This is a genomic window from Streptomyces sp. NPDC008125 (assembly GCF_042957125.1).
GTDB lineage: Bacteria > Actinomycetota > Actinomycetes > Streptomycetales > Streptomycetaceae > Streptomyces.
On record NZ_JBIBHR010000011.1, the window covers coordinates 122,289 to 145,083 of the forward strand.

Consider the following 22,795-nt stretch of genomic DNA (forward strand, 5'->3'; position numbering starts at 1 on the left):
CGCGCTTCCTGTGGCCGTCTCACCTGCAGGCCGTCCCCCGGCCGCCCCCCGGCCGTCCGGAAGGTGGCCGGTCCCGGTGAGGCTCCGGCCCTGTGCGGTACCCTGACGCCATGCGTGCCGTACGCCTTCTGCTTAGCGAGCCGCGCTGATCACTACCGACCGGTGAGAACGCCTGGTCGGACTCGGCGCGGCGTCCCCTCCTGTGCGAGGGGATTTTTCGTTTCCGTAGACGCGCGTCCTTCGACGTGGGCGCCGGCAGATGACGATCGATGGAGCTTTGAGGATCATGAGCGAGACGAATTCCGCAGCCGAGACGGCTGCGCCGCACCGCTACACGGCGGCGATGGCCGCCGACATCGAGGCACGCTGGCAGGACTTCTGGGACGCCGAGGGCACGTACGAGGCGCCCAACCCGACCGGCGACCTGGCGGGCGACCCGGAGCTGGCCGCCAAGCCCAAGAAGTTCATCATGGACATGTTCCCGTACCCCTCGGGCGCGGGTCTGCACGTCGGCCACCCGCTGGGTTACATCGCCACCGACGTGTACGCCCGCCACCAGCGGATGTCCGGCCACAACGTCCTGCACACCCTGGGCTTCGACGCCTTCGGCCTGCCCGCCGAGCAGTACGCCGTGCAGACCGGCACGCACCCGCGGATCTCCACCGAAGCGAACATGGAGAACATGCGGGCCCAGCTGCGCCGGCTGGGACTGGGCCACGACAAGCGCCGCTCCTTCGCCACGATCGACGCGGACTACTACAAGTGGACCCAGTGGATCTTCCTGCAGATCTTCAACTCCTGGTACGACACCGACGCCGACAAGGCCCGCCCGATCGCCGAGCTGGTCGCCCAGTTCGAGAGCGGTGAGCGGTCCACGCCGGACGGCCGCCCCTGGCAGGAACTGTCCGCCGTCGAGCGCGCCGACCTGCTGAGCGAGTACCGCCTGGCATACGCCTCCGACGCCCCGGTCAACTGGTCGCCCGGCCTGGGCACCGTCCTGGCCAACGAGGAGGTGACCGCCGACGGTCGCTCCGAGCGCGGGAACTTCCCGGTCTTCAAGGCCAAGCTGCGCCAGTGGAACATGCGCATCACCGCCTACGCCGACCGTCTGCTGGACGACCTGGACGGCCTGGACTGGCCGGAAGCCATCAAGCTGCAGCAGCGCAACTGGATCGGCCGCTCCGAGGGCGCGCGCGTCGACTTCCCCGTCGACGGCGCCGGTGCGATCACCGTCTTCACCACCCGCCAGGACACCCTGTTCGGCGCCACCTACATGGTGCTGGCGCCCGAGCACGAGCTGGTCGAGCGGATCATCCCGGCCGCCTGGCCCGAGGGCACCCACCCGGTCTGGACCGGCGGCCACGCCACGCCCGCCGAGGCCGTCAACGCGTACCGCAAGCAGGCCGCGGCCAAGTCGGACGTCGAGCGCCAGGCCGAGGCCAAGGACAAGACCGGCGTCTTCACCGGCGCGTACGCGACCAACCCGGTCAGCGGCGAGAAGGTCCCCGTCTTCATCGCCGACTACGTCCTGATGGGCTACGGCACCGGCGCGATCATGGCCGTTCCGGCGCACGACACCCGCGACTTCGCGTTCGCGCGCGCCTTCGAGCTGCCGATGCGCTGCGTCGTCGAGCCCTCCGACGACCGCGGCACCGACCCCGCCACGTGGGAGGACGCCTTCTCCTCGTACGAGGCGAAGCTGGTCAACTCCTCCAACGACGAGATCTCGCTCGACGGCCTGGGTGTCGTGGACGCCAAGGCGAAGATCACCGAGTGGCTGCGGGAGCACGGCGTCGGTGAGGGCACCGTGAACTTCCGGCTGCGCGACTGGCTGTTCAGCCGCCAGCGCTACTGGGGTGAGCCCTTCCCGATCGTCTACGACGAGGACGGCATCGCACACCCGCTGCCCGAGTCGATGCTGCCCCTGGAACTGCCGGAGGTCGAGGACTACTCGCCGCGCACCTTCGACCCGGACGACGCGGACACCAAGCCGGAGCCCCCGCTGTCGCGGAACGCCGACTGGGTCAACGTCACCCTGGACCTGGGCGACGGCAACGGCCCGCGCGCGTACCGGCGCGAGACCAACACCATGCCGAACTGGGCCGGTTCCTGCTGGTACGAGCTGCGCTACCTGGACCCGGACAACGAGCGGGCGCTGGTCGACCCGGCGATCGAGCAGTACTGGATGGGCCCGCGCGAGGGACAGCCGACCGGCGGTGTCGACCTGTACGTCGGCGGCGCCGAGCACGCGGTGCTGCACCTGCTGTACGCGCGTTTCTGGTCCAAGGTGCTGCACGACCTGGGCCACGTCTCGTCCTCCGAGCCGTTCCACAAGCTGTACAACCAGGGCATGATCCAGGCGTTCGTCTACCGCGACGCGCGGGGCATCCCGGTGCCGGCCGCCGAGATCGAGGAGCGCGACGGCCAGTTCTTCCACCAGGGTGAGAAGGTCAGCCGCGTCCTGGGCAAGATGGGCAAGTCCCTGAAGAACGCCGTCACCCCGGACGAGATCTGCGCCGAGTACGGCGCGGACACCCTGCGCCTGTACGAGATGGCGATGGGCCCGCTGGACGTGTCGCGCCCCTGGGACACCCGCGCCGTGGTCGGCCAGTACCGCCTGCTGCAGCGGCTGTGGCGCAATGTCGTCGACGAGGAGACCGGTGAGGTCACCGTCGTGGACACGGAGCCCGGCGAGGACACGCTGCGCGCACTGCACAAGGCGATCGACGGCGTCGCCCAGGACATGGCCGGAATGCGCTTCAACACGGCCATCGCCAAGGTGACCGAGCTGAACAACCACCTGACCAAGACGGGTGGCCCGCTGTCCCGCTCGGTGGCCGAGAGCCTGGTCCTGCTGGTGGCCCCGCTGGCCCCGCACGTCGCCGAGGAGCTGTGGCGCCGGCTGGGCCACGACGAGTCGGTCGTGCACCAGGACTTCCCGGTGGCCGACCCGGCGTACGTGGTGGACGAGACCGTCACCTGCGTCGTCCAGGTCAAGGGCAAGGTCAGGGCCCGCCTGGAGATCTCCCCGTCCATCACGGACGCGGAGCTGGAGTCGCTGGCCCTGGCCGACGAGGCCGTCGTCGCCGCCCTGGGCGGAGCCGAGATCCGCAAGGTGATCGTGCGGGCGCCGAAGCTGGTCAACATCGTCCCCGCGTGATCGTTTCCGCGTGAGGCGTCGGGGACCTGGGCAGGCAGCTCGTCATGAGGCGCCTCCCGGGCCCCCGGGCCACCGGGCACACGGTTGCCAGGGCTTTCCCCTACGGGCAGGTTGGGGGTTCCGACGGAACCCTCGGCCTGCCCGTTGCGTTTACGGTGGAGAGGGCGGCCGTCACCGGGCGGCCTCCGGAGCACCCGCTCCGAGCTTTCCGATCCGCATCCCGACCCGACCGCCGACTGCCGAGGGGCGTTCATGGAGATCCTGCTCTTGATCCTGGCGCTGCTCTTCGTCGCATTCGTGGGCCTCGGCGTGTACGCCGGGGTGAAGGCGGTCAAGGCCGCCAAGCGAGGCGTCGACCGGACACTCACCCAGGCCCGGCGGACGGTCGAGGAGACCACCCTGCGGGCGAAGAGCTACGGCCAGCCCGGGGTCACAGGCGAGCTGGCACAGCTGCGGCTCTCCCTGCGCACCGCGATGCGCGCGACCCAGGAGACGCTGGGGGCCGGGGTCGCCGAGGACGCCTCGCTCTCGGAGTCCCTGGGCCTCTTCCAGAGGCTCAGCGCGCACGGCCTGGAGCTGGACGACGAGCTGAAGCGGCTGGAGCGGGAGCCCGACCGCGCCACGGTGGCGACACTGATGCCCGGACTCCGGGAGCGCACGGAGCGGATCACGAAGTCCGCCGACTCGCTCCGCTGGGCAGCCCGTGACCGGGCCAGGCGGTTCGCCGACGACGACCTGGACGCCCTCAACGCGCAGATCGACGTGGAGGCCGGGGCGCTGCGGCACTGGACGACGGGTGGGGAGCCGACGGCTTCGGCTCCCTGGGGGCCGCACGGTCCCGGGGAGAGCAGGGGCTCCGGCGCGTCCCGTGGCTCCGGGGCGCCCCAGGGGTTCGGGGCGGCCGGGCCGGGGACGGGGCGGGAGGACCCGCGCGAGCTGCCGGAGTCCGGTCCCGCCGCGCGGATCGGGCCGCCGTGGCAGAAGTCCGCCCGGCCGGAGACGACGAACTGAGCGTCGGGACGCAGGGGGCCTCGCGCGGGACGTGTCCGCGCGTGGTGCGGCGTTGTGGGTGGTGGCCCCGGGCGGCGGCGCCGCAGGTGGCAAGATGCCTCCCGCACCGTCCGTAAAGGATCAGCGGCCCGGGGTCGGGCTGCCGCGCCACTCCACCGGAAGGTAATCTCCGGCTCATGTCCCGCCATGTCGCGATCGTTACCGATTCAACGGCCTACTTGCCTCCCCGGACGATGGAGCGGCACGGCATCACAGCGGTGCCGCTGACTGTCGTCCTCGGCGACCAGGCGTTGGAGGAGGGCACGGAGATCTCGTCCCGTTCGCTCGCGGTGGCCCTCCAGAAGCGCCGTTCGGTGACCACGTCCCGCCCCAGCCCGGAGGTCTTCGCCGAGACCTACCGGGCGGCGGCCGAAGCGGGTGCGACCGGTGTCGTCTCGCTGCACCTGTCCGCCGAGTTCTCCGGTACGTACGATGCCGCGCTGCTGGCCGCGGAGGAAGCCCCGGTGCCGGTGCGGGTGGTGGACACCGGGATGGTCGCGATGGCCCTCGGATTCTGCGCGCTGGCGGCGGCCGAGGCCACCGGGGCGGGCGGCGGACTGGACGACGCGGTACTGGCGGCGGAGCGGCGGGCACGTGTCACCTCCGCCTACTTCTACGTGGACACCCTCGACTACCTCCGCCGGGGCGGCCGGATCGGGGCGGCCCAGGCGCTGTTCGGGTCCGCGCTGGCCGTGAAGCCGCTGCTCCAGCTCGACGGCGGGCGCATCGAGCTGCTGGAGAAGGTACGGACGGCCTCTCGGGCCATCGCCCGGCTGGAGGAGATCGTCGCCGACCGGGCGGGTACGGGCGCCGTGGACATCGCGGTGCACCACCTCGCGGCCCCGGAACGGGCCGAGCGGCTCGCGGAACGCCTGCGGGAGCGGGTGCCCGGGCTGGTGGACCTGCACGTCAGTGAGGTCGGTGCGGTGATCGGCGCGCACACGGGGCCGGGGCTGCTCGGCGCGGTGATCTCGGAGCGCTGATCCCGGACCGGCACCTTCGGCCCGGTGGTCTCGCCGCGCTGACGCCAGTGGTGTCTTCCGTGCGCCGATCTCGTCGCGTCCTTGCGGTGTCTTCCCTCCTCCGGGTGACGGAGTTGTCCACAACTGTGTGGTTGTCCACGGAAATCGGGGCTGCTCAGCAGGTTTTCGCAGACCTGCCTAACGTCCTGGGACATGGCTCTTCGATCAGCTCATGCGCGTCCGTTCTCCTCCGCTCCCGTCCTCGATCTCCCCGCCCTTCCCGACTCCGGGCGCCCGCGGCCTGACGCCGCGTCCGGCACCGGGACTGCTCCCGGTGCCGTCTCCGGTGTTCGCCCGGGGCGGCGTGCGAGGGGGCGGCCGGAGGAAGAGGCGGCGCTGGCCGGGCGCCGCCGGGCCGACGCGTTGCTGGGCGAGGTCGAGGCGGGGCCGGCGGGGGAGGAGGCCACCGGGGCCGTGGCTCGTGCCGCTCTGCGCGAGCGGTTACCTCTCTGGTTCCAGCTCCGGTGCGCTCTCGAACCGAAGGCGACGGCCGCCCTGGGCGTGGTCCTGACCGGCCTCGCGGTCCTGGCCGGGGCACACTTCTGGACGGCCGGGCCGGAAACCGTGCGCGTCCCCGAAGCGGTGCGGGCTGCGGCCGAGGCGTCCGCCCTGCCGCGTACGGAGACCGTGGGGACGCTGTCGCTGTCGGCGCCCCCGTCGTCACCGCCGCGGCCGTCCGCCGCCGCTCCCGACGGCGGTGTCGCCGACCGGATCGTGGTCGACGTGAACGGCAAGGTGCGGCGGCCGGGAGTCCAGCATCTGAAGGCCGGATCGAGGGTCGCCGACGCGCTGCACGCGGCCGGCGGCGTGCTCGCGGGGACGGACACCACCGGCCTCAACCGCGCCCGGATCCTCAACGACGGCGAGCAGGTGGTGGTCGGAATCCCGATGGCCCCTCAGCTCCCGGGCGCGGCGGGCGGACCGGGCACGGGCGGCGGAGGGGCGGTGCAGGCAGGGCCCCTGAGCCTCGGCTCCGCCACCGCCGAACAGTTGGAGGCCCTGCCGGGGGTCGGGCCGGTCCTGGCCCAGCACATCGTCGACTACCGCACCGAACACGGGGGATACGGCTCCGTCGACGAACTGCGGCAGGTCACGGGCATCGGTGACCGGCGCTTCGCCGATCTTCAGCCCCTGGTGCGGCCATGACCCAGGACACCGGCGTCCCCGTCCGCACGGAGTGCCCGACGGCCCCCGGTACGAGCGGAGCCGCGCCCTCCGGCACGAGCAGGGGCACGCGTACGGCGACGGGCGCGGGCGCAGGGCAGGAAGGTCCGGCCGATCTGCGGCTGGTGCTGCCGGCTCTCGCCGCCTGGGCGTCCGCCGCGCTCTGCCTCGTTCTCCCCGGGGCCTGGACTGCGGCGGGGGTCGCCGTCCTTCTCGTGGCGGCCCTGGTGCTCCTGCGCCTGGCGCGGGGCAAGGGAAGCCGCCGGCCCACCGGAAGGGTCGCGGTCTGCGCCGTCCTGCTGTGCGCGGCGGCCGGGGCCGCTTCGGCGGGGCTGCACGGGGCCGACGTCCGCCGAGGTCCGGTACCGGAGCTGGCGCGGGCGCACACGGAGGTGGAGGCGGAGGTGACCGTCACCTCCGATCCGGTACGGACGCGGGCCCAGGTGCGCGGCAGCCGGAGCATGCCGGCCCTGCTGCTGATCGACGCCGAGATCACCCGGCTCGCGCAGCCCGGCCCCGGCCCCGGAGGGGTTTCCTTCGCCGCCGGGGCGGCCTACCGGCTCCGCACGCCGGTCGTCCTGATGGTGTCGCCCGGCGCCGCGACGCGGGCGTGGCAGAGCCTGCTGCCCTCCACCGGTCTGCGGATCGGCGGCCGGCTCGTCCCCTCCGCGCGCGAGGGCGAGCGGAGCGCGGCAACCCTGCGGGTGGCGGCGGGTACCGCGCCGCGGATCGTCACCGGGCCGAGCTTCGCGCAGCGCCTGGCGGGGGAGTTGCGCGAAGGGCTGCGCCGGGCCACCGAGGAGCTCGGTCCGGACGCGCGGGCGCTGCTGCCCGGCCTGGTGGTCGGCGACACCTCGCGCGTTCCGACCGAACTGCACGACGCCTTTCGGTCGACCGATCTCGCACATCTGCTGTCCGTGTCCGGTGCGAATCTGTCCATTCTGCTCTTCCTGCTGATCGGCCCTCCAGGGGCCGCTCTGCGTGCCGAACGGCGGGGTCTCGCGCCCCGGCTGGGGCTGACCTTGCGCACGACGGCGCTGACCGGTGGCCTGGTCGCCCTCGGGTTCGTGATCGTCTGCCGGCCGGAGCCGAGCGTGCTGCGTGCGGCGGCGTGCGGACTGATCACGCTCCTCGCCATCGGGACCGGTCGGCGCAGAGCCCTGATTCCCGCGCTGGCGGCGGCGGTTCTGCTCCTGGTCCTGTACGACCCGTGGCTGGCCCGGAGTTACGGCTTCCTGCTCTCCGTTCTGGCCACCGGATCGCTGCTCACGCTCGCGCCGCGCTGGGGGGCGGCGCTGTGCCGGAGAGGGGTTCCCACCAGGCTCGCCGAGGTGCTGGCCGCCGCGGCGGCGGCGCAAGCCGTCTGCGCGCCCGTCGTCGTGGTGCTGGCCTCCCGGGTGAGCCTGGTGGCGGTCCCCTGCAACCTGCTCGCCGAGTTCGCGGTGGCGCCCGCGACGGTCCTCGGGTTCGCCGTGCTCGCCGTGGCCCCGGTGTCGATGCCCGCGGCAGAGGTACTGGCCCGGATCGCGGGGTGGCCGGTGGAGTGGATCGCGGGCATCGCCAGAACGGGTGCCGGGCTGCCCGGGGCGGAGGCGGCCTGGCCCGGCGGCTGGGGAGGGGCCGCGTTGCTGGCGGGAGCCACGTTGCTGGGGGTGGTGGGCGCCCGCCGCCTGGGCCGGCACCCCTGGGTCTGCTCGGTGGCCGCGCTGCTGCTGGTCCTCGCGGTGTTCAGACCCGTGCCGTTGACCCGCCTGGTGACGGGGTGGCCTCCGCCGGGCTGGGCGTTCGCCCTCTGCGACGTCGGGCAGGGCGACGCGATGGTGCTCGCGGCCGGCGACGGGACCGGGGTCGTCGTGGACGCCGGGCCCGAACCGGCACCCGTCGACCGGTGCCTGCGGGAGCTGGGCGTCCGACGTGTGCCGCTGCTGGTGCTGACCCACTTCCACGCGGACCATGTGCGCGGGCTGCCCGGCGTGCTACGGGGCAGGACGGTGGGAGCGGTCCAGACGATCGGCCTCGAACAGCCGGCGGAGCAGGCCGCGTTCGTACGGCGGACCGCCGCCGCCTCGGGCGTACCGCTCGTTCCGGTGGAGGCCGGGGAACACCGCCGCATCGGGGCACTCGACTGGCAGGTCCTGTGGGCCGGGGCGGGCGCCGGGGCGGCGGCTGCGGCTGCGGGAGTGCCGGAGGAGCCGAACGACTCCAGTGTCACGCTGCTGGTCACGGCGCGGGGCGGTCTGCGGCTGCTGCTCCTGGGCGACCTCGAACCCCCGGCCCAGCAGGGGCTGATACGCGCGCACCCCGAACTGTCCGCAGTGGACGTGCTCAAGGTGGCGCACCACGGCTCGGGTTTCCAGGACCCGGGGCTGACGCGCCGGGTGCGGCCGAGGCTCGCGCTCATTTCCTGCGGTGCGGAGAACCCCTACGGGCACCCTGCCCCGCGCACCGTGGCCGCACTGGCGGCGGGCGGCGCGAAGGTGCTGCGTACGGATGTGGACGGGGCGATCGCCGTGAGCGGCGCGGGGGCCGGACAACGCGTGGTGGGCCGCCGGTAGGAGGCTCCGGTACCAGTGGCCCGGCACCGGGACCGGCACCCCCGGTCCGGCGCCGGGGACCGGTACCCCCGGTTGGGCGCCGGGGACGGGTACCCCCGGTCCGGCGCCGGGGACCGGTACCGGGAAGGAGCAGCTGGTGTCCGCAATACGGACCATTCTGTGAGAGGTGGCGTCAATAAGGATGTTCGGTAACAGCCCGTCACAGCACCGTGCATCCCCGCACGAGCAGCTCTGTTTGCCTCGAACGCGGCAGGAATGATCGAATGCATTTTCGTCGGCGGGCCGCTGCTCCGACAACGACGTCCAGCTGTAGGGGCCCCAGGTGATCGCCCCCAGGAGTGCGCATGTTCGGCCGTTGGTTTCGCAGCAATGGACAATCGGGTGCCGCCTCCGGTGGCGCCCTCGCCGGAGTCACCGTGCCGCAGTCCGCGGGCGTGATCAGCTGCCGGGTGCTCGATCCGGTCGACCAGCCGGTGCTGCAGGCCGAGTTCGTCGTCACGGACGCCGGAGGCCGCCGGGTCTTCGGCGGCGACACCGACCCGTACGGGAGGATCCTCGCGGCGGTCCCGGCGGGTGAATACCGACTGGGCGTCACCTCCGAGGGGTTCACCCCCTTCCACGGCCCGGTCACGGTGACCGAGAGGGGGCACGCGAACCTCGGCGACGTACGTCTCCAGCTGGCGCAGCCCCCGCAGCTCCCCGCCCCCGGCGACTGGGAGATCGAGCCGACCCACACCCAGATCGGCTTCACCGCCCGGCACATCGGCATGGCGCGTGTCCACGGCAGGTTCAACACCTTCGCCGGTGCCATCCGCATCGCGGAGCACATGGAGGACTCGGCGATGCACGTCATCATCGACGCCGCGTCGATCGACACCAACGTCCAGATGCGCGACGACCACCTGCGGTCGGCCGACTTCCTGGACGTCGGCCGCTTCCCGACGCTGGAGTTCTACAGCGAGCGTTTCGTGCACCGCGGCGGGAGCCGGTGGGCCGTCACCGGGGCGCTCACCCTGCACGGCGTCAGCCGCACCGTGACGCTGGAGACCCAGTACCTCGGTCTCGGCAACGGCCTGGAGGGCGAGGCGCGGGCCGCCTGCCGGGCCACCACCGAGCTGCACCGCGAAGACTTCACCCTCACCTGGCAGACGATGCTGGCCAAGGGGATCGCGGTCGTCGGCTCCAGCATCTCCATCGAGATGGACATCCAGATCGTCCAGAAGAGCTGATCCGCGGGCGGTGCCCGGGCCGCACGGGCGCCGTGTGGCCCCTGCCGCGCCCGGCGCCCTCTCGGCCCCGCTCCCGCCGCGGGCCTCTACGGGGCCTCCAGCCACCCCTCGTGCTCCGCCGCGAAGGCGTCGAGAGCGGCGGTGTCCAGCCGCCCGTCCGGGTCCTCCACGACCACCAGCCACTGGGCGTCCTCGGCGTCGTCCTCGCCCGCCAGCGCGTCCCTCAGCAACTGCGGTTCCTCGCCGACGGCGAAGCGGTCGGGGAGCTCCTCGGCAACCTCCTGGGCGGCATCGCGGTCGGGCAGCACCAGTACATGTCTCACATCGCTCACCCACCCATTCTCGCCCGCGTGCCACCGTGCCCGGGACCGGGGACCAAAGCCCGGCCGGGCCGGAGCCTGCACCGGCCCGACCCTGCACCGGCCGGGCCGGACCCTGCACCGCCTGGACCCGTCGGGACCCGCCGGGACCCGCCGGAGGGCGGCAGTCGGCACGACGGGCGGGCGGCAGCCGGACCCGGCGGCGGCAGACCGGGCTGTCGGTGGGGCGTGGGATGCTGGACGGCGATGGCCACCAGAAGGAACCCCACCGACGACCCGCTCGCCCCTCTCACGCTCGCCGTGGGCCAGGAGGACCTCCTCCTCGACCGCGCCGTGCAGCAGGTGGTGGCGGCAGCCCGCGCCGCCGACGCCGATACGGACGTCCGCGATCTCGCCTCGGAACAGTTGCAGCCCGGCACGCTCGCCGAGCTGACCAGCCCGTCCCTCTTCGCCGAGCGGAAGGTGGTGATCGTCCGCAACTCCCACGATCTCTCCGCCGACACCGTGAAGGACGTCAAGGCGTACCTCGACTCCCCGGCCGAGGAGATCACCCTGGTGCTGCTCCACGCGGGCGGCGCCAAGGGCAAGGGACTGCTGGACGCGGCCCGCAAGGCCGGAGCGCGTGAGGTCGCCTGCCCGAAGACGACGAAGCCGGCCGAGCGGCTCACCTTCGTGCGGTCGGAGTTCCGGGCGCTGGGCCGTTCGGCCACCCCGGAGGCGTGCCAGTCCCTCGTGGACTCCATCGGCAGCGACCTGCGGGAGCTGGCGAGCGCCGTCTCCCAGCTCGTCGCGGACGTCGAGGGCACCATCGACGAGGCCGTGGTCGGGCGCTACTACACGGGCCGCGCCGAAGCGTCCTCGTTCACCGTCGCCGACCGGGCGGTCGAGGGGCGGGCGGCCGAGGCACTGGAGGCGCTGCGCTGGTCGCTGTCGACGGGGGTGGCCCCCGTCCTCATCACCAGCGCCCTCGCCCAGGGCGTCCGGGCCATCGGCAAGCTGTCCTCGGCCCGGGGCGGACGCCCCGCCGACCTGGCTCGCGAGCTGGGCATGCCCCCGTGGAAGATCGACCGGGTGCGCCAGCAGATGCGCGGCTGGACCCCTGACGGGATCGCGGCGGCGACCCTGGCCGTGGCCGCCGCCGACGCGGGCGTCAAGGGCGGCGGGGACGACCCGGAGTACGCCCTGGAGAAGGCGGTCGTCGCCGTGGCGCGCGCGGCCCGCACCGGTCGCTGAACCCGGGCCGGCGGGTCGAGCCCCTCCGGCACCCAGCCCCCGGCCCGCGCCGGCCGCTGAACCCGGGCCGGAGTGCTGATCCCCCTCCGGCACCCAGCCCCCGGCCCGCACCGGTCGCTGAACCCGGCCGGGGGGTCGAGCCCCTCCGGCGCCCCCCCCCGGCCGGCCGCGTCCCTGGACGCCACGGGCGTACACGGGCGCCACCCGCACCGCACGCCCGCACCGCACGCCCGCACCCACGCGGAAAGGCCCCGTTCGTCGCCCCGGGGAGGGGGACGAACGGGGCCTTTCCGTTCACGCTGTGTGTGCCGCACCCGCGTGGCGAACGCAGGTTCGGTGTGCGGCACGGGGTGCCGGTCAGGAGCGGGAGAGAGGGCCCGCTGTGTCCGTTCCGGCGATCACATCAGGGTGCTCAGGCGCTGAGGGAGGCAACCTTGGAGGCCAGGGCCGACTTCTTGTTGGCCGCGGCGTTCTTGTGGATGACACCCTTGGAGACGGCCTTGTCGAGCGCGCGGGAAGCGTCGCGAGCGGCCGTGGTGGCCTTCTCGACGTCACCGGCGACGGCAGCCTCACGGGCCTTGCGGATCGCGGTCTTGAGCGACGACTTGACGGCCTTGTTGCGCAGGCGCGCCTTCTCGTTGGTCTTGTTCCGCTTGATCTGGGACTTGATGTTCGCCACGAGAGAGCCTTTTCAGGTTCGTTGGATCTTCTGAGTGCGCCGCGCGTCTCCGCGGTATCACCCAAGGAGCCACGAGGCACAGCTGCCCACGGTACCAGTCACCCTCCTACCGGCCCAAACCCGTGGCCCGGGCCCAGGCGTGGGACGATGGAAGCTACGTATAGATCCGACCGACCCGACATCGACCCGAGACACGGCGTTCGGCGTCTCAAGAATCAGGACCCTGCGTGCCCGCGACTCCCACCAACGTGCCTGCGCCGAGCCGTACCGACCCGGCGCTGATCCGCAACTTCTGCATCATCGCGCACATCGACCACGGCAAGTCGACCCTCGCCGACCGGATGCTCCAGCTGACGGGCGTGGTCGACCAGCGGCAGATGCGCGCCCAGTACCTCGACCGGATGGACATCGAGCGCGAGCGCGGTATCACCATCAAGTCCCAGGCGGTCCGTCTGCCGTGGGCGCCCACCACGGCGGAGGGCAAGGGCAGCACCCACATCCTCAACATGATCGACACCCCCGGGCACGTGGACTTCACGTACGAGGTGTCGCGTTCGCTCGCCGCCTGTGAGGGCACGGTCCTGCTGGTCGACGCGGCCCAGGGCATCGAGGCGCAGACCCTGGCCAACCTGTACCTGGCCATGGAGAACGACCTCACCATCGTCCCGGTGCTGAACAAGATCGACCTTCCGGCGGCGCAGCCCGAGAAGTTCTCCGAGGAGCTGGCGAACCTCATCGGCTGCCAGCCCGAGGACGTCCTCAAGGTCTCCGCGAAGACCGGTGTCGGTGTGGACGCGCTGCTGGACCGTGTGGTCCGGGACGTTCCGGCTCCCGTGGGCCAGGCGGACGCCCCCGCCCGCGCGATGATCTTCGACTCGGTCTACGACTCGTACCGCGGTGTCGTCACGTACGTCCGTGTGGTCGACGGCCAGCTCAACAAGCGCGAGCGCATCCGGATGATGTCGACCGGCGCCACGCACGAGCTGCTGGAGATCGGTGTCTCCTCCCCGGAGATGACCCCGGCGGACGGCCTCGGCGTGGGTGAGGTCGGTTACATCATCACCGGCGTGAAGGACGTCCGGCAGTCCAAGGTCGGTGACACCATCACCTCCCTGCACAGCGGGGCGACCGAGGCACTGGGCGGGTACAAGGACCCGAAGCCGATGGTGTTCTCGGGGCTCTACCCGCTGGACGGCTCGGACTACCCGGACCTGCGCGAGGCCCTGGACAAGCTCCAGCTCAACGACGCCGCCCTGGTCTACGAGCCGGAGACCTCCGCCGCGCTCGGCTTCGGCTTCCGCGTCGGCTTCCTCGGCCTGCTCCACCTCGACGTGATCCGCGAGCGCCTGGAGCGCGAGTTCGGCCTCGACCTCATCGCCACCGCGCCCAACGTGGTGTACCGCGTGACGATGGAGGACGGCACCGAGCACACCGTCACCAACCCCAGCGAGTTCCCCGAGGGCAAGATCGACTCGGTGCACGAGCCGGTCGTCCGGGCCACCGTCCTCGCGCCGAGCGAGTTCATCGGCGCGATCATGGAGCTCTGCCAGAACCGGCGCGGCACCCTGATCGGCATGGACTACCTCTCCGAGGACCGGGTGGAGATCCGCTACACCCTGCCGCTCGCCGAGATCGTCTTCGACTTCTTCGACCAGCTGAAGTCGAAGACCCGCGGGTACGCCTCGCTCGACTACGAGCCCACCGGCGAGCAGTCGGCGCAGCTCGTCAAGGTCGACATCCTGCTGCACGGCGACAAGGTGGACGCGTTCTCCGCCGTCACCCACAAGGACAAGGCGTACGCGTACGGCGTGCGGCTCGTCGCCAAGCTGCAGAAGCTCATCCCCCGGCAGAACTTCGAGGTGCCGATCCAGGCGGCCATCGGCTCCCGGGTCATCGCCCGTGAGACCGTTCGCGCGATCCGCAAGGACGTCCTCGCCAAGTGCTACGGCGGTGACATCTCCCGTAAGCGGAAGCTGCTGGAGAAGCAGAAGGAAGGCAAGAAGCGGATGAAGATGGTCGGCAACGTCGAGGTGCCGCAGGACGCGTTCATCTCCGTCCTGTCCACCGACGAGTCGGGCGCCGAGGCCAAGGGCAAGAAGTAGCCCCGCCCCGCGGTCCCACCCGCCGCGGTTTCTCCGTGTTCGAGGCGTCACACGTTCGGGCCCCTGTTCCTCCGCGCAGTGCGGAGGGCGGGGGCCGTTCGTTATCAACCGGCGGCCCGTGGCCCCTTACGCGGAAACCGGGCGCGCTTTACCCTGATCACGGCTCGTCTAGTTACTCGCCAGTTAAGCAAGCCGGTGGCGCACCGGCCGTACGGCCGGTGGTGAGCCGGCCGTTCAGGCGGGAACAGCCGAGCGAGCGGGACGAGCAGGACGCGCGGTGGATCAGGATCACGCGCAGAGCGGGAACGAGAAGCAAGCAGACACAGCAGGATCACCAAGCGGCCGGTCGTAGCGATGCCGCAGGCCCGGAGGACGTCGTGAGCGACACACCACAGACCCTGATCGACAACCGACCGCCCTCCGTGGCGAATCTCTTCATCGAGCGGGTGGCCGCCACGCCGGACGGCGAGGCGTACCGCTACCCGGTGCCCTCGTCCACGGGCGAGGGTCCGGACGACTGGAAGTCGCTGACCTGGGGCGAGTCCGCCGAACGGGTCTACGCCATCGCGGCCGGCCTGATCGCGCTCGGCGTGCGGCCCGAGGAGCGGGTGGCGCTCGCCTCCGCCACCCGGGTCGAGTGGATCCTCGCCGACCTGGGCGTGATGTGCGCCGGCGCCGCGACGACCACGGTCTACCCCTCCACCAACACCGAGGAGTCCGCCTTCATCCTGGCGGACTCCGAGAGCCGGGTACTGATCGCGGAGAACGCGGCCCAGGTCGCGAAGGCCCGCGAGTCCCGCTCCGAGCTGCCCGACCTCACCCGTGTCGTCGTCATCGACCCGGCCGCCGCCGAGCCCGCCGAGGGCGACCCCGAGGGCTGGCTGCTGACCCTCGCCGAACTGGAGACGCGGGGCGCCGCGTACCTGGTGGAGCATCCGGAGGCCGTCAAGGAGCGGGTCTCGGCCATCACCGCCGGCCAGCTGGCCACCCTGATCTACACCTCCGGCACCACCGGGCGGCCCAAGGGCGTGCGGCTGACGCACGACAACTGGTCGTACATGGCCAAGGCCACCGTCGCGACCGGGCTGATCAGGGCCGACGACGTCCAGTACCTCTGGCTGCCGCTCGCGCACGTCTTCGGCAAGGTGCTGACCTCCGGCCAGATCGAGGTCGGCCACGTCACCGCCGTCGATGGCCGCGTCGACAAGATCATCGAGAACCTTCCGGTGGTCCGGCCCACCTACATGGCGGCCGTTCCGCGCATCTTCGAGAAGGTCTACAACGGCGTCGCGGCCAAGGCCCGCGCCGGTGGCGGGGCCAAGTACAAGATCTTCCAGTGGTCCGTGGGCGTCGCCCGCGAGTACGCCAAGGCCGCGCAGGACAACTTCCGCCGTACGGGCACCGCCTCCGTCCCCTTCGCCCTCGGCGCCAAGCACCGGGCCGCCGACGCCCTCGTCTTCGCGAAGATCCGCGAGGCGTTCGGCGGGCGGCTGCGCGCCTGCGTCTCCGGCTCCGCCGCCCTCGCCCCCGACATCGGCTACTTCTTCGCCGGCGCGGGCGTGCACGTCCTGGAGGGGTACGGCCTCACCGAGTCCAGCGCCGCCTCCTTCTGCAACCCCGGCGAGGCCTACCGCACCGGCACCGTCGGCAAGCCGCTCCCCGGCACCGAGGTCCGCATCGCCGACGACGGCGAGGTGCTGCTGCGCGGCCCCGGCATCATGGAGGGCTACCACCGGCTCCCGGAGAAGTCGTCCGAGGTGCTGGAGTCCGACGGCTGGCTGCACACCGGCGACATCGGTGAACTCTCCGTCGACGGGTACCTGAGCATCACGGACCGGAAGAAGGACCTGATCAAGACCTCGGGCGGCAAGTACGTCGCCCCGGCCGAGGTCGAGGGCCAGTTCAAGGTGGTCTGCCCGTTCGTCTCCAACATCCTGGTGCACGGCGCGGACCGGAACTTCTGCACCGCGCTCATCGCCCTGGACGAGCCCGCGATCCTCGACTGGGCGGCCGAGAACGGCCTGGACGGCAAGTCGTACGCCGAAGTGGTGGCGGCACCGCAGACCGTGGAGCTCATCGAGGGCTACGTCAACGAGCTCAACGCGGGACTTCAGCGGTGGCAGACCATCAAGAAGTTCCGCCTCCTCCCGCGTGACCTGGACATCGAACACGGCGAGCTGACCCCCAGCCTCAAGCTGAAGCGGCCGGTCGTCGAGCGCGAGTACAAGTCGCTGATCGAGGACATGTACGCGGGGACGCGCGAGGCCTGAGCACGGGCGCGGGACCCGGGGCGGTACGGCGGACGGCCGTGCCGCCCCGCGCTCCTCCGCAGCCGCTCCGCGACCGGCGTCCCCCGGCAGGCGCGCCGGGCCGGGTAGGCCGCGCCGTGGCCGCGCTCCCCGCTGCCTACGTCATGCGCCCGCCGTGCGCCCCGGCGTGCGACCCGCGCGGAGTTGGCGTGTATTCCTTCTCCCAGTTCGGTAACTCCGTGCGCCTGCGCACGGCCGGTCTGTCACTCTGTCGGGTGTCGGCGGCGTTTCGAGATCCGGAGGAGCCGCACCGTGGGGCCAATTCCACTGCAACGGGCCACCATCCACCGGCCGGGTGGCACCGACGCGGACGGGACGGGCGGACCCCCGCTCGTCAGCACGACCAGCCTGCCCGCGACACCGCAGTCCCCGTCCGGGGCCCGTCGGTTCGTCCGTGCCGTGCTCGCCGAATGGGCCGGGCTCGGGGTGCCCGCCGCCGTGGGGTTCGGCGACCGGCTCGCCGACGACCTGGTGAACGTCGCCAGCGAGCTGGTCACCAACGCCGTGGTGCACGCCGGGACCGTGGTCGACGTGCTGGTGCGCCTGGAGCACGCGACCGGCGAGGAACCCGCCGCCCTGGTCCTGGAGGTCACCGACCACCACCCGGCTCGCGCGACCGGCGAGGAGGCGGGGGAGCCGGTCACCGCGCCCAAGGCGCTCCCCGGCGCGGGCGCGGCCACCCCGCCCGCCGTCACCGCCCCCGACGCCACGGCTCCCGCCCCCGCTTCCGGGGCGCCCGCCGCGGGCGACCCGTACGGTCTGGCCGAATACGGTCGCGGGCTCGACCTCGTCGCGGCGCTCTCCGTCGCCTGGGGCATCACCTACCGCACCGGGCACAAGACCGTCTGGGCCCGGCTCCCCGTCGACGACTGGGGAACCGGCGCCCCGGCCCGCGCGGACACCCCGGTCGAGCACCGGCAGGGCGCGGACCCCGCCGCGGCGGGGTCCGGCCACCCGGTCTTCGTACCCCCGCAGCCCGGCGCGGAGCATCTGGTGCCCGCCGCCCCGCCCGGGACGCGCGACGACAGCGTCTGGGACCGGCAGGGCGCGCTCGCCTTCCTCGCGGAGGCGTCCGACCTGCTCACCGGACAGCTCGACGAGGAGCTGGTGGCGACGACGGCGGGCCGGCTGCTCGTCCCCCGGCTGGTCGACTGGTGCGCGATCTGGCTGGACGAGGAGGGCTCGGGCGCCCGGGGCGCACCCCGCCTCACCCGCGTACGGCACGGCGACGAGCCGGGTACCGATCCGCTCGGCGGGGCGCTGGAGAGCGAACCGTTCCGGCTGCCGGGCAGCGCCGGCGAGGGACCCGTGCCGCTGCCCTGGCCACCGGGCGGCCGGGAGCCGGGCGCCCACGACGGGGCCGCCCTCGCCTGCCGCATCACGGCGGGCGGCCGCGGTCTGGGCACCGTGCTCGTCGGCCGCGACCACGACTCCGGCGCCGAGCTGCCCGCGGCCGTGGTCCGGGTCGTGGAGGACTTCGTGCGCCGCCTCGGACAGGCGGTCGGGGCCGCCCGCGCCTACACCCGGCAGGCCACCATCAGCCGCATCCTCCAGCGCGGGCTGCTGCCCAACAAGATCGCGGACATCCCCGGCATGAGCAGCGCCGTCGTCTACGAACCCAGCGACGACGGCGTGGTCGGGGGTGATTTCTACGACATCTTCCCGTGCCCGAAGAGCCGCTGGTGCTTCGTCCTCGGCGACGTCCAGGGCAGCGGCCCGGAGGCCGCCGTGGTGACCGGTCTGGCCCGGCCCTGGCTCCGGCTGCTGTCCCGCGAGGGCTTCGGCGTCGGCGAGGTGCTGGACCGGCTCAACCGGCTGCTGCTCGACGACGCCATGGAGGCCGCCGAGGCCGCGGCCCTGATGGTCGCGGCGGCGGGCGGGCAGCAGCTGACGGACGCCGGGCAGTCCCGGTTCCTCTCGCTGCTCTACGGCGAGGTCGTCCCGCTCCCCGACGGCGGCGCCCGGTGCACGGTGGCCAGCGCGGGCCACCCGCTGCCCCTGCTGCTCCGCCCGGACGGCACGGTACGCCCGGTCGCCGAGCCGCAGGTGCTGCTCGGGGTGGTGGAGGACGTGGCGTACGAGAGCCAGAGCTTCGTCCTGGAGCCGGGCGACAGCCTGCTCTGCGTCACCGACGGGGTCACCGAGCGGCGCTCCGGCTCCGCGCTCTTCGACGACGGCGACGGCCTCTCCCGGGCCCTCGCGACCTGCGCCGGGCAGAGCGCGTCGCAGGTCGCGGAGGAGATCCGCCGGGCCGTGCACGGGTTCGCCGAGCTGCCACCGGACGACGACGTGGCGCTGCTGGTGCTGCGCGCCGACTGAGCGGCCGGCGGCCGGGGCGCCCGGGGGCCTTTCGGCTCACTCCTGGCCGGCGGGCTCCTCGGTGACACGGGAGTCGGTGAGGGTGAGCGCACCGACTCCCGCGATCAGGCCGACGACGACGGCCAGCACGGCGTAGGTGATCCGCTCGCCGTGGAAGAACGAGGCCACCAGGGCGCCGCTCCAAGTACCCGCGGGCAGCTGCGTGGTGACCAGGGCGGCGATCAGGGTGCCGACCACGGCGGTGCCGATGCTGCTGCCGACCTCCTGGGCGGTGTCGTTGAGCGCCGTACCGATCGACGTGCGGTTGCCGGGCATCGCGTCGACGAGCGCGATGGCGCAGATGGTCATGACGGTGCGCAGGCCGATGGTCATCACGACCATGCAGACCGCGATGGCGAGGTACCCGTGGCTGACGCCCCAGGACAGGCCGGCCAGTGAGCCGGCCAGGCAGGCCGCGCCGACCAGGCAGGCGACGCGGTGGCCGAACCGTCCCGCGAGCCATTCGGACAGCGGGGTCGCGGCGATCATGGTCACGATGAGCGGCAGGTTGGCCAGGCCGGCCCGGACGGGGCTCCACCCGTAGGCGTACTGGAAGTGGAGGATCAGCCCGAACATCACGGCGGCCATCGCGATGGCCGTGCCGATCTGCGCGATCGCCGCGCCCCGGACCGTGCCGTTGGAGAAGAGGCGGAGGTCCAGCATGGGAGAGGCGCTGCGGCGTTCGTGCGTCACGAACGCGAGGCCGGCGGCGACGGCGCCGAGGACCGAGGCGAGCGTGGCCGCGGAGAGCCAGCCGTGCTCGACGCCGCTGGTCAGCGCGTAACAGGCGAGGCCGATGGTGGCGACGCTCAGCGCGGCGCCCGGCAGGTCGAGCCGGTCACGGGTCAGGTCCTCGGGACGGTCGGCCGGGACGCCGAGGCGGACGCCCACGGCGGCGATCAGCGCGATCGGGGCGTTGACGAGCAGGAGCCACTGCCACCGCGCGTGGGCCAGCGCGGTGCCGCCCAGCAGGGGGCCGAGGATGAAGCCGGAGAGGCCGACGGTGATCATCAGCGTCATCGCGCGCATCCGCAGCGCCTTGTCGTCGAAGAGCCGGAAGACCAGTGAGTTGGTGATGGGGGCCATCGCCGCCGCGGCGATGCCGAGGCCGGCCCGCAGGGCGATGAGCTGGCCGGAGGTGCTGACGGCGGCGACGCCCAGGCTCAGCAGGCCGAACACGGCCAGCCCCACCAGCAGCACCCGTCGGCGTCCGAGCCGGTCGGCCATCGATCCCGCCGTCAGCAGCAGGCCGCCGAAGGTCAGGGAGTACGCGCCGGTGACCCACTGGAGCGCGGTCGTGCCGCTGCCGAGGTCCCGGCCGATCGTGGGGAGCGCGATCGACAGCAGGGTGTTGTCGACCATCTCGACGAAGAAGGCCAGGCACAGTGCGGCCAGGGGTATCCAGGCCGCTCGCAGGGACGGGTAGGTGCGCGACGCGTCGGGCGGCGCGGTGGCGGCGGTCGTGGTCATGGTGGGCCTCCTCCTGGAACGCCGCCGACGATCGAACGACGTTCTATAGAACGATGTTCTACGATAGAACGATGTTCGATGAGGAAGCAAGCTGTGATTGGATGGGGCCCATGACAGGCCCGCGACCACGACCCGCCGACCGCCCCTCCCGAGGACGGCAACGTGCCTCGCACTCCATCGAGACCGTCATGTCCGCGGCGGTGGACCTGCTGGACGAGGCGGGCGAACCGGCCCTGACCCTGCGCGCCCTCGCGGCCCGGCTCGGCACCGGCGTCGGCAGCATCTACTGGTACGTCTCCGGCAAGGACGACCTGCTCGACCGCGCCATCGACCACGTGCTCGGCGGAGTGCTGGCCGCCGTCGAGGCGCAGCCCCGCAGCGGCGACGCGATCGACGACCTGCGTGTGATGGCACTCACTCTGTTCGACGCGATCGTGGACCGGCCGTGGCTGGGCGCGCACTTCATGCGCACCACCGTCGTCCGGGGCAATTCGCTGCGGCTCTACGAGGCGCTGGGGCAGCAGACGCTCCGCCTCGACCTCACGCCGCGACAGCGGTTCCACGCCGTGTCCGCGATCGTGGGCGTGGTGGTCGGCAGCGCCGCCGACCTGGGGCAGGAGCCGCCCGTGGAGGTGCTCGACGGCTCCGTGGACCGCGACGAGTTCCTCGGCCGCTTCGCCCAGACCTGGCGTGCGCTCGACGCCTCGGAGTTCCCGTTCGTGCGCGACATCGTCGAGGAGTTCGACGGGCACGACGACAAGGAGCAGTTCCTCGCCGCGCTGGAGCTGAGCCTGGCGGGCCTCCGCCTCCAGGCCGGAGCCTGAAGCAGCCTCCCGGGTGCCCGTCTTTCCGGCCGCCGCTGGGACGGCGTGTGGCCGGGGCCACTCCGGCGGCGAGCGACAATGGACGGTATGCCTTCCGTACTGCCCGATGGTGAACCCGTGCCCGACGACGGGGCGCTGCCCCGCCACGCCCTGGAAGGCGCCGCCGACCGCCCCCTCGGCTTCTACCTGCACGTCCCGTACTGCGCGACCCGCTGCGGCTACTGCGACTTCAACACCTACACCGCCACCGAGCTGCGCGGCTCCGGCGGCGCCCTGGCTTCCCGCGACAACTACGCCGCCCACCTCGTCGAGGAGGTCCGCCAGGCCCGCAAGGTCCTCGGCGACGACCGGCGCCCGGTGCGCACGGTCTTCGTCGGCGGTGGCACGCCCACCCTGCTGGCCGCCGCCGACCTGGTCCGGATGCTCGCGGCGATCCGGGACGAGTTCGGGCTCGCCCCGGACGCGGAGATCACCACCGAGGCCAACCCGGAGTCGGTGAACCCGGCCTATCTGGCCGAGCTGCGCGCGGGCGGATTCAACCGGATCTCCTTCGGCATGCAGAGCGCCAGGCAGCACGTGCTGAAGATCCTGGACCGCACCCACACCCCGGGCCGCCCCGAGGCCTGTGTCGCCGAGGCCAGGGAGGCCGGGTTCGACCACGTCAACCTGGACCTGATCTACGGCACCCCCGGCGAGTCCGACGACGACTGGCGGGCCTCTCTGGACGCGGCGATCGCCGCCGGACCCGATCACGTCTCGGCGTACGCGCTGATCGTGGAGGAGGGCACCCAGCTGGCCCGCCGCATCCGGCGCGGCGAGGTCCCGATGACCGACGACGACGTGCACGCCGACCGGTACCTCATCGCCGACGAGGCGATGGCCGCCGCCGGATTCTCCTGGTACGAGGTGTCGAACTGGGCCCGTACCCCCGAGGGCCGCTGCCTGCACAACGAGCTGTACTGGCGCGGCGCCGACTGGTGGGGCGCCGGACCCGGCGCGCACAGCCACGTCGGCGGGGTGCGCTGGTGGAACGTGAAGCACCCGGGGGCGTACGCCCAGGCGCTCTCCGAGGGCCGCTCGCCCGGCGCGGGCCGGGAGATCCTCACCCCCGAGGACCGCCGCGTCGAGCGCGTCCTGCTGGAGCTCCGGCTGCGCGAGGGCTGCCCGCTCTCCCTGCTCAAGCCGGACGGCCTCGCCGCATCCCGCCGGGTCCTCGGCGAGGGCCTGCTGGAGGCGGGACCGTACGAGGAGGGCCGCGCGGTCCTCACCCTGCGCGGGCGCCTGCTCGCCGACGCGGTCGTGCGGGACCTGGTCGACTGA

Annotated in this window: 15 protein-coding genes; 12 read left to right on the plus strand and 3 right to left on the minus strand. The window is 72.7% G+C overall.

Going from position 1 to position 22,795, the window contains the following annotated elements; translation table 11 throughout:
* Positions 1 to 286: 286 nt before the first annotated feature.
* From leuS to ACFZAX_RS20095, 6 genes are all read left to right on the plus strand, one after another.
* Positions 287 to 3,160, plus strand: coding sequence for a leucine--tRNA ligase (leuS, locus tag ACFZAX_RS20070; RefSeq protein ID WP_390963135.1), 2,874 nt, complete (start codon positions 287 to 289; stop codon positions 3,158 to 3,160).
* Positions 3,161 to 3,412: 252 nt separating this feature from the next.
* Positions 3,413 to 4,171 (plus strand): hypothetical protein, encoded by a 759-nt coding sequence (locus ACFZAX_RS20075; RefSeq protein ID WP_390963137.1) that lies wholly within the window; start codon positions 3,413 to 3,415, stop codon positions 4,169 to 4,171.
* Positions 4,172 to 4,347: 176 nt separating this feature from the next.
* Positions 4,348 to 5,193 (plus strand): DegV family protein, encoded by an 846-nt coding sequence (locus ACFZAX_RS20080; RefSeq protein ID WP_390963139.1) that lies wholly within the window; start codon positions 4,348 to 4,350, stop codon positions 5,191 to 5,193.
* 453 nt (positions 5,194 to 5,646) lie between these two features.
* Complete coding sequence (locus ACFZAX_RS20085; protein ID WP_390963141.1) at positions 5,647 to 6,378, plus strand: helix-hairpin-helix domain-containing protein; 732 nt, start codon at positions 5,647 to 5,649, stop codon at positions 6,376 to 6,378.
* On the plus strand, positions 6,375 to 8,951 hold the full coding sequence (locus tag ACFZAX_RS20090; protein ID WP_390963143.1) for a ComEC/Rec2 family competence protein: 2,577 nt from the start codon (positions 6,375 to 6,377) through the stop codon (positions 8,949 to 8,951). The genes ACFZAX_RS20085 and ACFZAX_RS20090 overlap by 4 nt, the downstream gene beginning before the upstream one ends.
* A 344-nt stretch (positions 8,952 to 9,295) precedes the next feature.
* Positions 9,296 to 10,180, plus strand: coding sequence for a YceI family protein (locus tag ACFZAX_RS20095; protein ID WP_390963145.1), 885 nt, complete (start codon positions 9,296 to 9,298; stop codon positions 10,178 to 10,180).
* 86 nt (positions 10,181 to 10,266) lie between these two features.
* Here ACFZAX_RS20095 and ACFZAX_RS20100 read toward each other — a convergent pair whose 3' ends face one another.
* Positions 10,267 to 10,512 (minus strand): hypothetical protein, encoded by a 246-nt coding sequence (locus tag ACFZAX_RS20100; protein ID WP_390963146.1) that lies wholly within the window; start codon positions 10,510 to 10,512, stop codon positions 10,267 to 10,269.
* A gap of 234 nt (positions 10,513 to 10,746) precedes the next feature.
* On the opposite strand from ACFZAX_RS20100, the gene holA reads away from it, so the two are divergent.
* Positions 10,747 to 11,733 carry a DNA polymerase III subunit delta gene (gene holA, locus ACFZAX_RS20105; protein ID WP_390963147.1) on the plus strand — a complete coding sequence of 329 codons (987 nt, stop codon included), beginning with the start codon at positions 10,747 to 10,749 and terminating at the stop codon, positions 11,731 to 11,733.
* A 412-nt stretch (positions 11,734 to 12,145) separates the two neighbouring features.
* On the opposite strand, the gene rpsT is transcribed toward holA, so the two are convergent.
* Positions 12,146 to 12,412: a 30S ribosomal protein S20 gene (gene rpsT / locus ACFZAX_RS20110; RefSeq protein WP_327175777.1), complete on the minus strand. Its 267-nt coding sequence runs from the start codon at positions 12,410 to 12,412 to the stop codon at positions 12,146 to 12,148.
* Positions 12,413 to 12,639: 227 nt separating this feature from the next.
* On the opposite strand from rpsT, the gene lepA reads away from it, so the two are divergent.
* The 3 genes from lepA to ACFZAX_RS20125 all read left to right on the plus strand — a co-directional run bounded on the left by lepA (position 12,640) and on the right by ACFZAX_RS20125 (position 19,142).
* Positions 12,640 to 14,514 carry a translation elongation factor 4 gene (lepA, locus tag ACFZAX_RS20115; RefSeq protein ID WP_390963148.1) on the plus strand — a complete coding sequence of 625 codons (1,875 nt, stop codon included), beginning with the start codon at positions 12,640 to 12,642 and terminating at the stop codon, positions 14,512 to 14,514.
* 377 nt (positions 14,515 to 14,891) lie between these two features.
* The gene (locus ACFZAX_RS20120; protein WP_390963149.1) at positions 14,892 to 16,784 is read left to right on the plus strand and encodes an AMP-binding protein; all 1,893 of its coding nucleotides are present in this window, start codon (positions 14,892 to 14,894) and stop codon (positions 16,782 to 16,784) included.
* 291 nt (positions 16,785 to 17,075) lie between these two features.
* Positions 17,076 to 19,142 carry a SpoIIE family protein phosphatase gene (locus ACFZAX_RS20125; RefSeq protein WP_390963150.1) on the plus strand — a complete coding sequence of 689 codons (2,067 nt, stop codon included), beginning with the start codon at positions 17,076 to 17,078 and terminating at the stop codon, positions 19,140 to 19,142.
* 36 nt (positions 19,143 to 19,178) lie between these two features.
* On the opposite strand, the gene ACFZAX_RS20130 is transcribed toward ACFZAX_RS20125, so the two are convergent.
* Positions 19,179 to 20,651 (minus strand): MFS transporter, encoded by a 1,473-nt coding sequence (locus tag ACFZAX_RS20130; RefSeq protein ID WP_390963151.1) that lies wholly within the window; start codon positions 20,649 to 20,651, stop codon positions 19,179 to 19,181.
* A gap of 188 nt (positions 20,652 to 20,839) precedes the next feature.
* Between ACFZAX_RS20130 and ACFZAX_RS20135 the strand changes: the two genes are divergently transcribed.
* Both ACFZAX_RS20135 and hemW read left to right on the plus strand, forming a co-directional pair.
* Positions 20,840 to 21,475 carry a TetR family transcriptional regulator gene (locus tag ACFZAX_RS20135; protein WP_390963152.1) on the plus strand — a complete coding sequence of 212 codons (636 nt, stop codon included), beginning with the start codon at positions 20,840 to 20,842 and terminating at the stop codon, positions 21,473 to 21,475.
* Positions 21,476 to 21,562: 87 nt separating this feature from the next.
* Positions 21,563 to 22,795, plus strand: coding sequence for a radical SAM family heme chaperone HemW (gene hemW / locus ACFZAX_RS20140; protein ID WP_390963153.1), 1,233 nt, complete (start codon positions 21,563 to 21,565; stop codon positions 22,793 to 22,795).

Bases quoted from the DNA above. Each gene is read 5' to 3' on its own strand.
- ACFZAX_RS20130 (WP_390963151.1), bottom strand. From the start codon at position 20,651: ATGACCACGACCGCCGCCACCGCGCCGCCCGACGCGTCGCGCACCTAC.
- ACFZAX_RS20075 (WP_390963137.1), top strand. From the start codon at position 3,413: ATGGAGATCCTGCTCTTGATCCTGGCGCTGCTCTTCGTCGCATTCGTG.
- ACFZAX_RS20135 (WP_390963152.1), top strand. From the start codon at position 20,840: ATGTCCGCGGCGGTGGACCTGCTGGACGAGGCGGGCGAACCGGCCCTG.
- ACFZAX_RS20080 (WP_390963139.1), top strand. From the start codon at position 4,348: ATGTCCCGCCATGTCGCGATCGTTACCGATTCAACGGCCTACTTGCCT.
- leuS (WP_390963135.1), top strand. From the start codon at position 287: ATGAGCGAGACGAATTCCGCAGCCGAGACGGCTGCGCCGCACCGCTAC.
- hemW (WP_390963153.1), top strand. From the start codon at position 21,563: ATGCCTTCCGTACTGCCCGATGGTGAACCCGTGCCCGACGACGGGGCG.
- ACFZAX_RS20095 (WP_390963145.1), top strand. From the start codon at position 9,296: ATGTTCGGCCGTTGGTTTCGCAGCAATGGACAATCGGGTGCCGCCTCC.
- ACFZAX_RS20090 (WP_390963143.1), top strand. From the start codon at position 6,375: ATGACCCAGGACACCGGCGTCCCCGTCCGCACGGAGTGCCCGACGGCC.
- holA (WP_390963147.1), top strand. From the start codon at position 10,747: ATGGCCACCAGAAGGAACCCCACCGACGACCCGCTCGCCCCTCTCACG.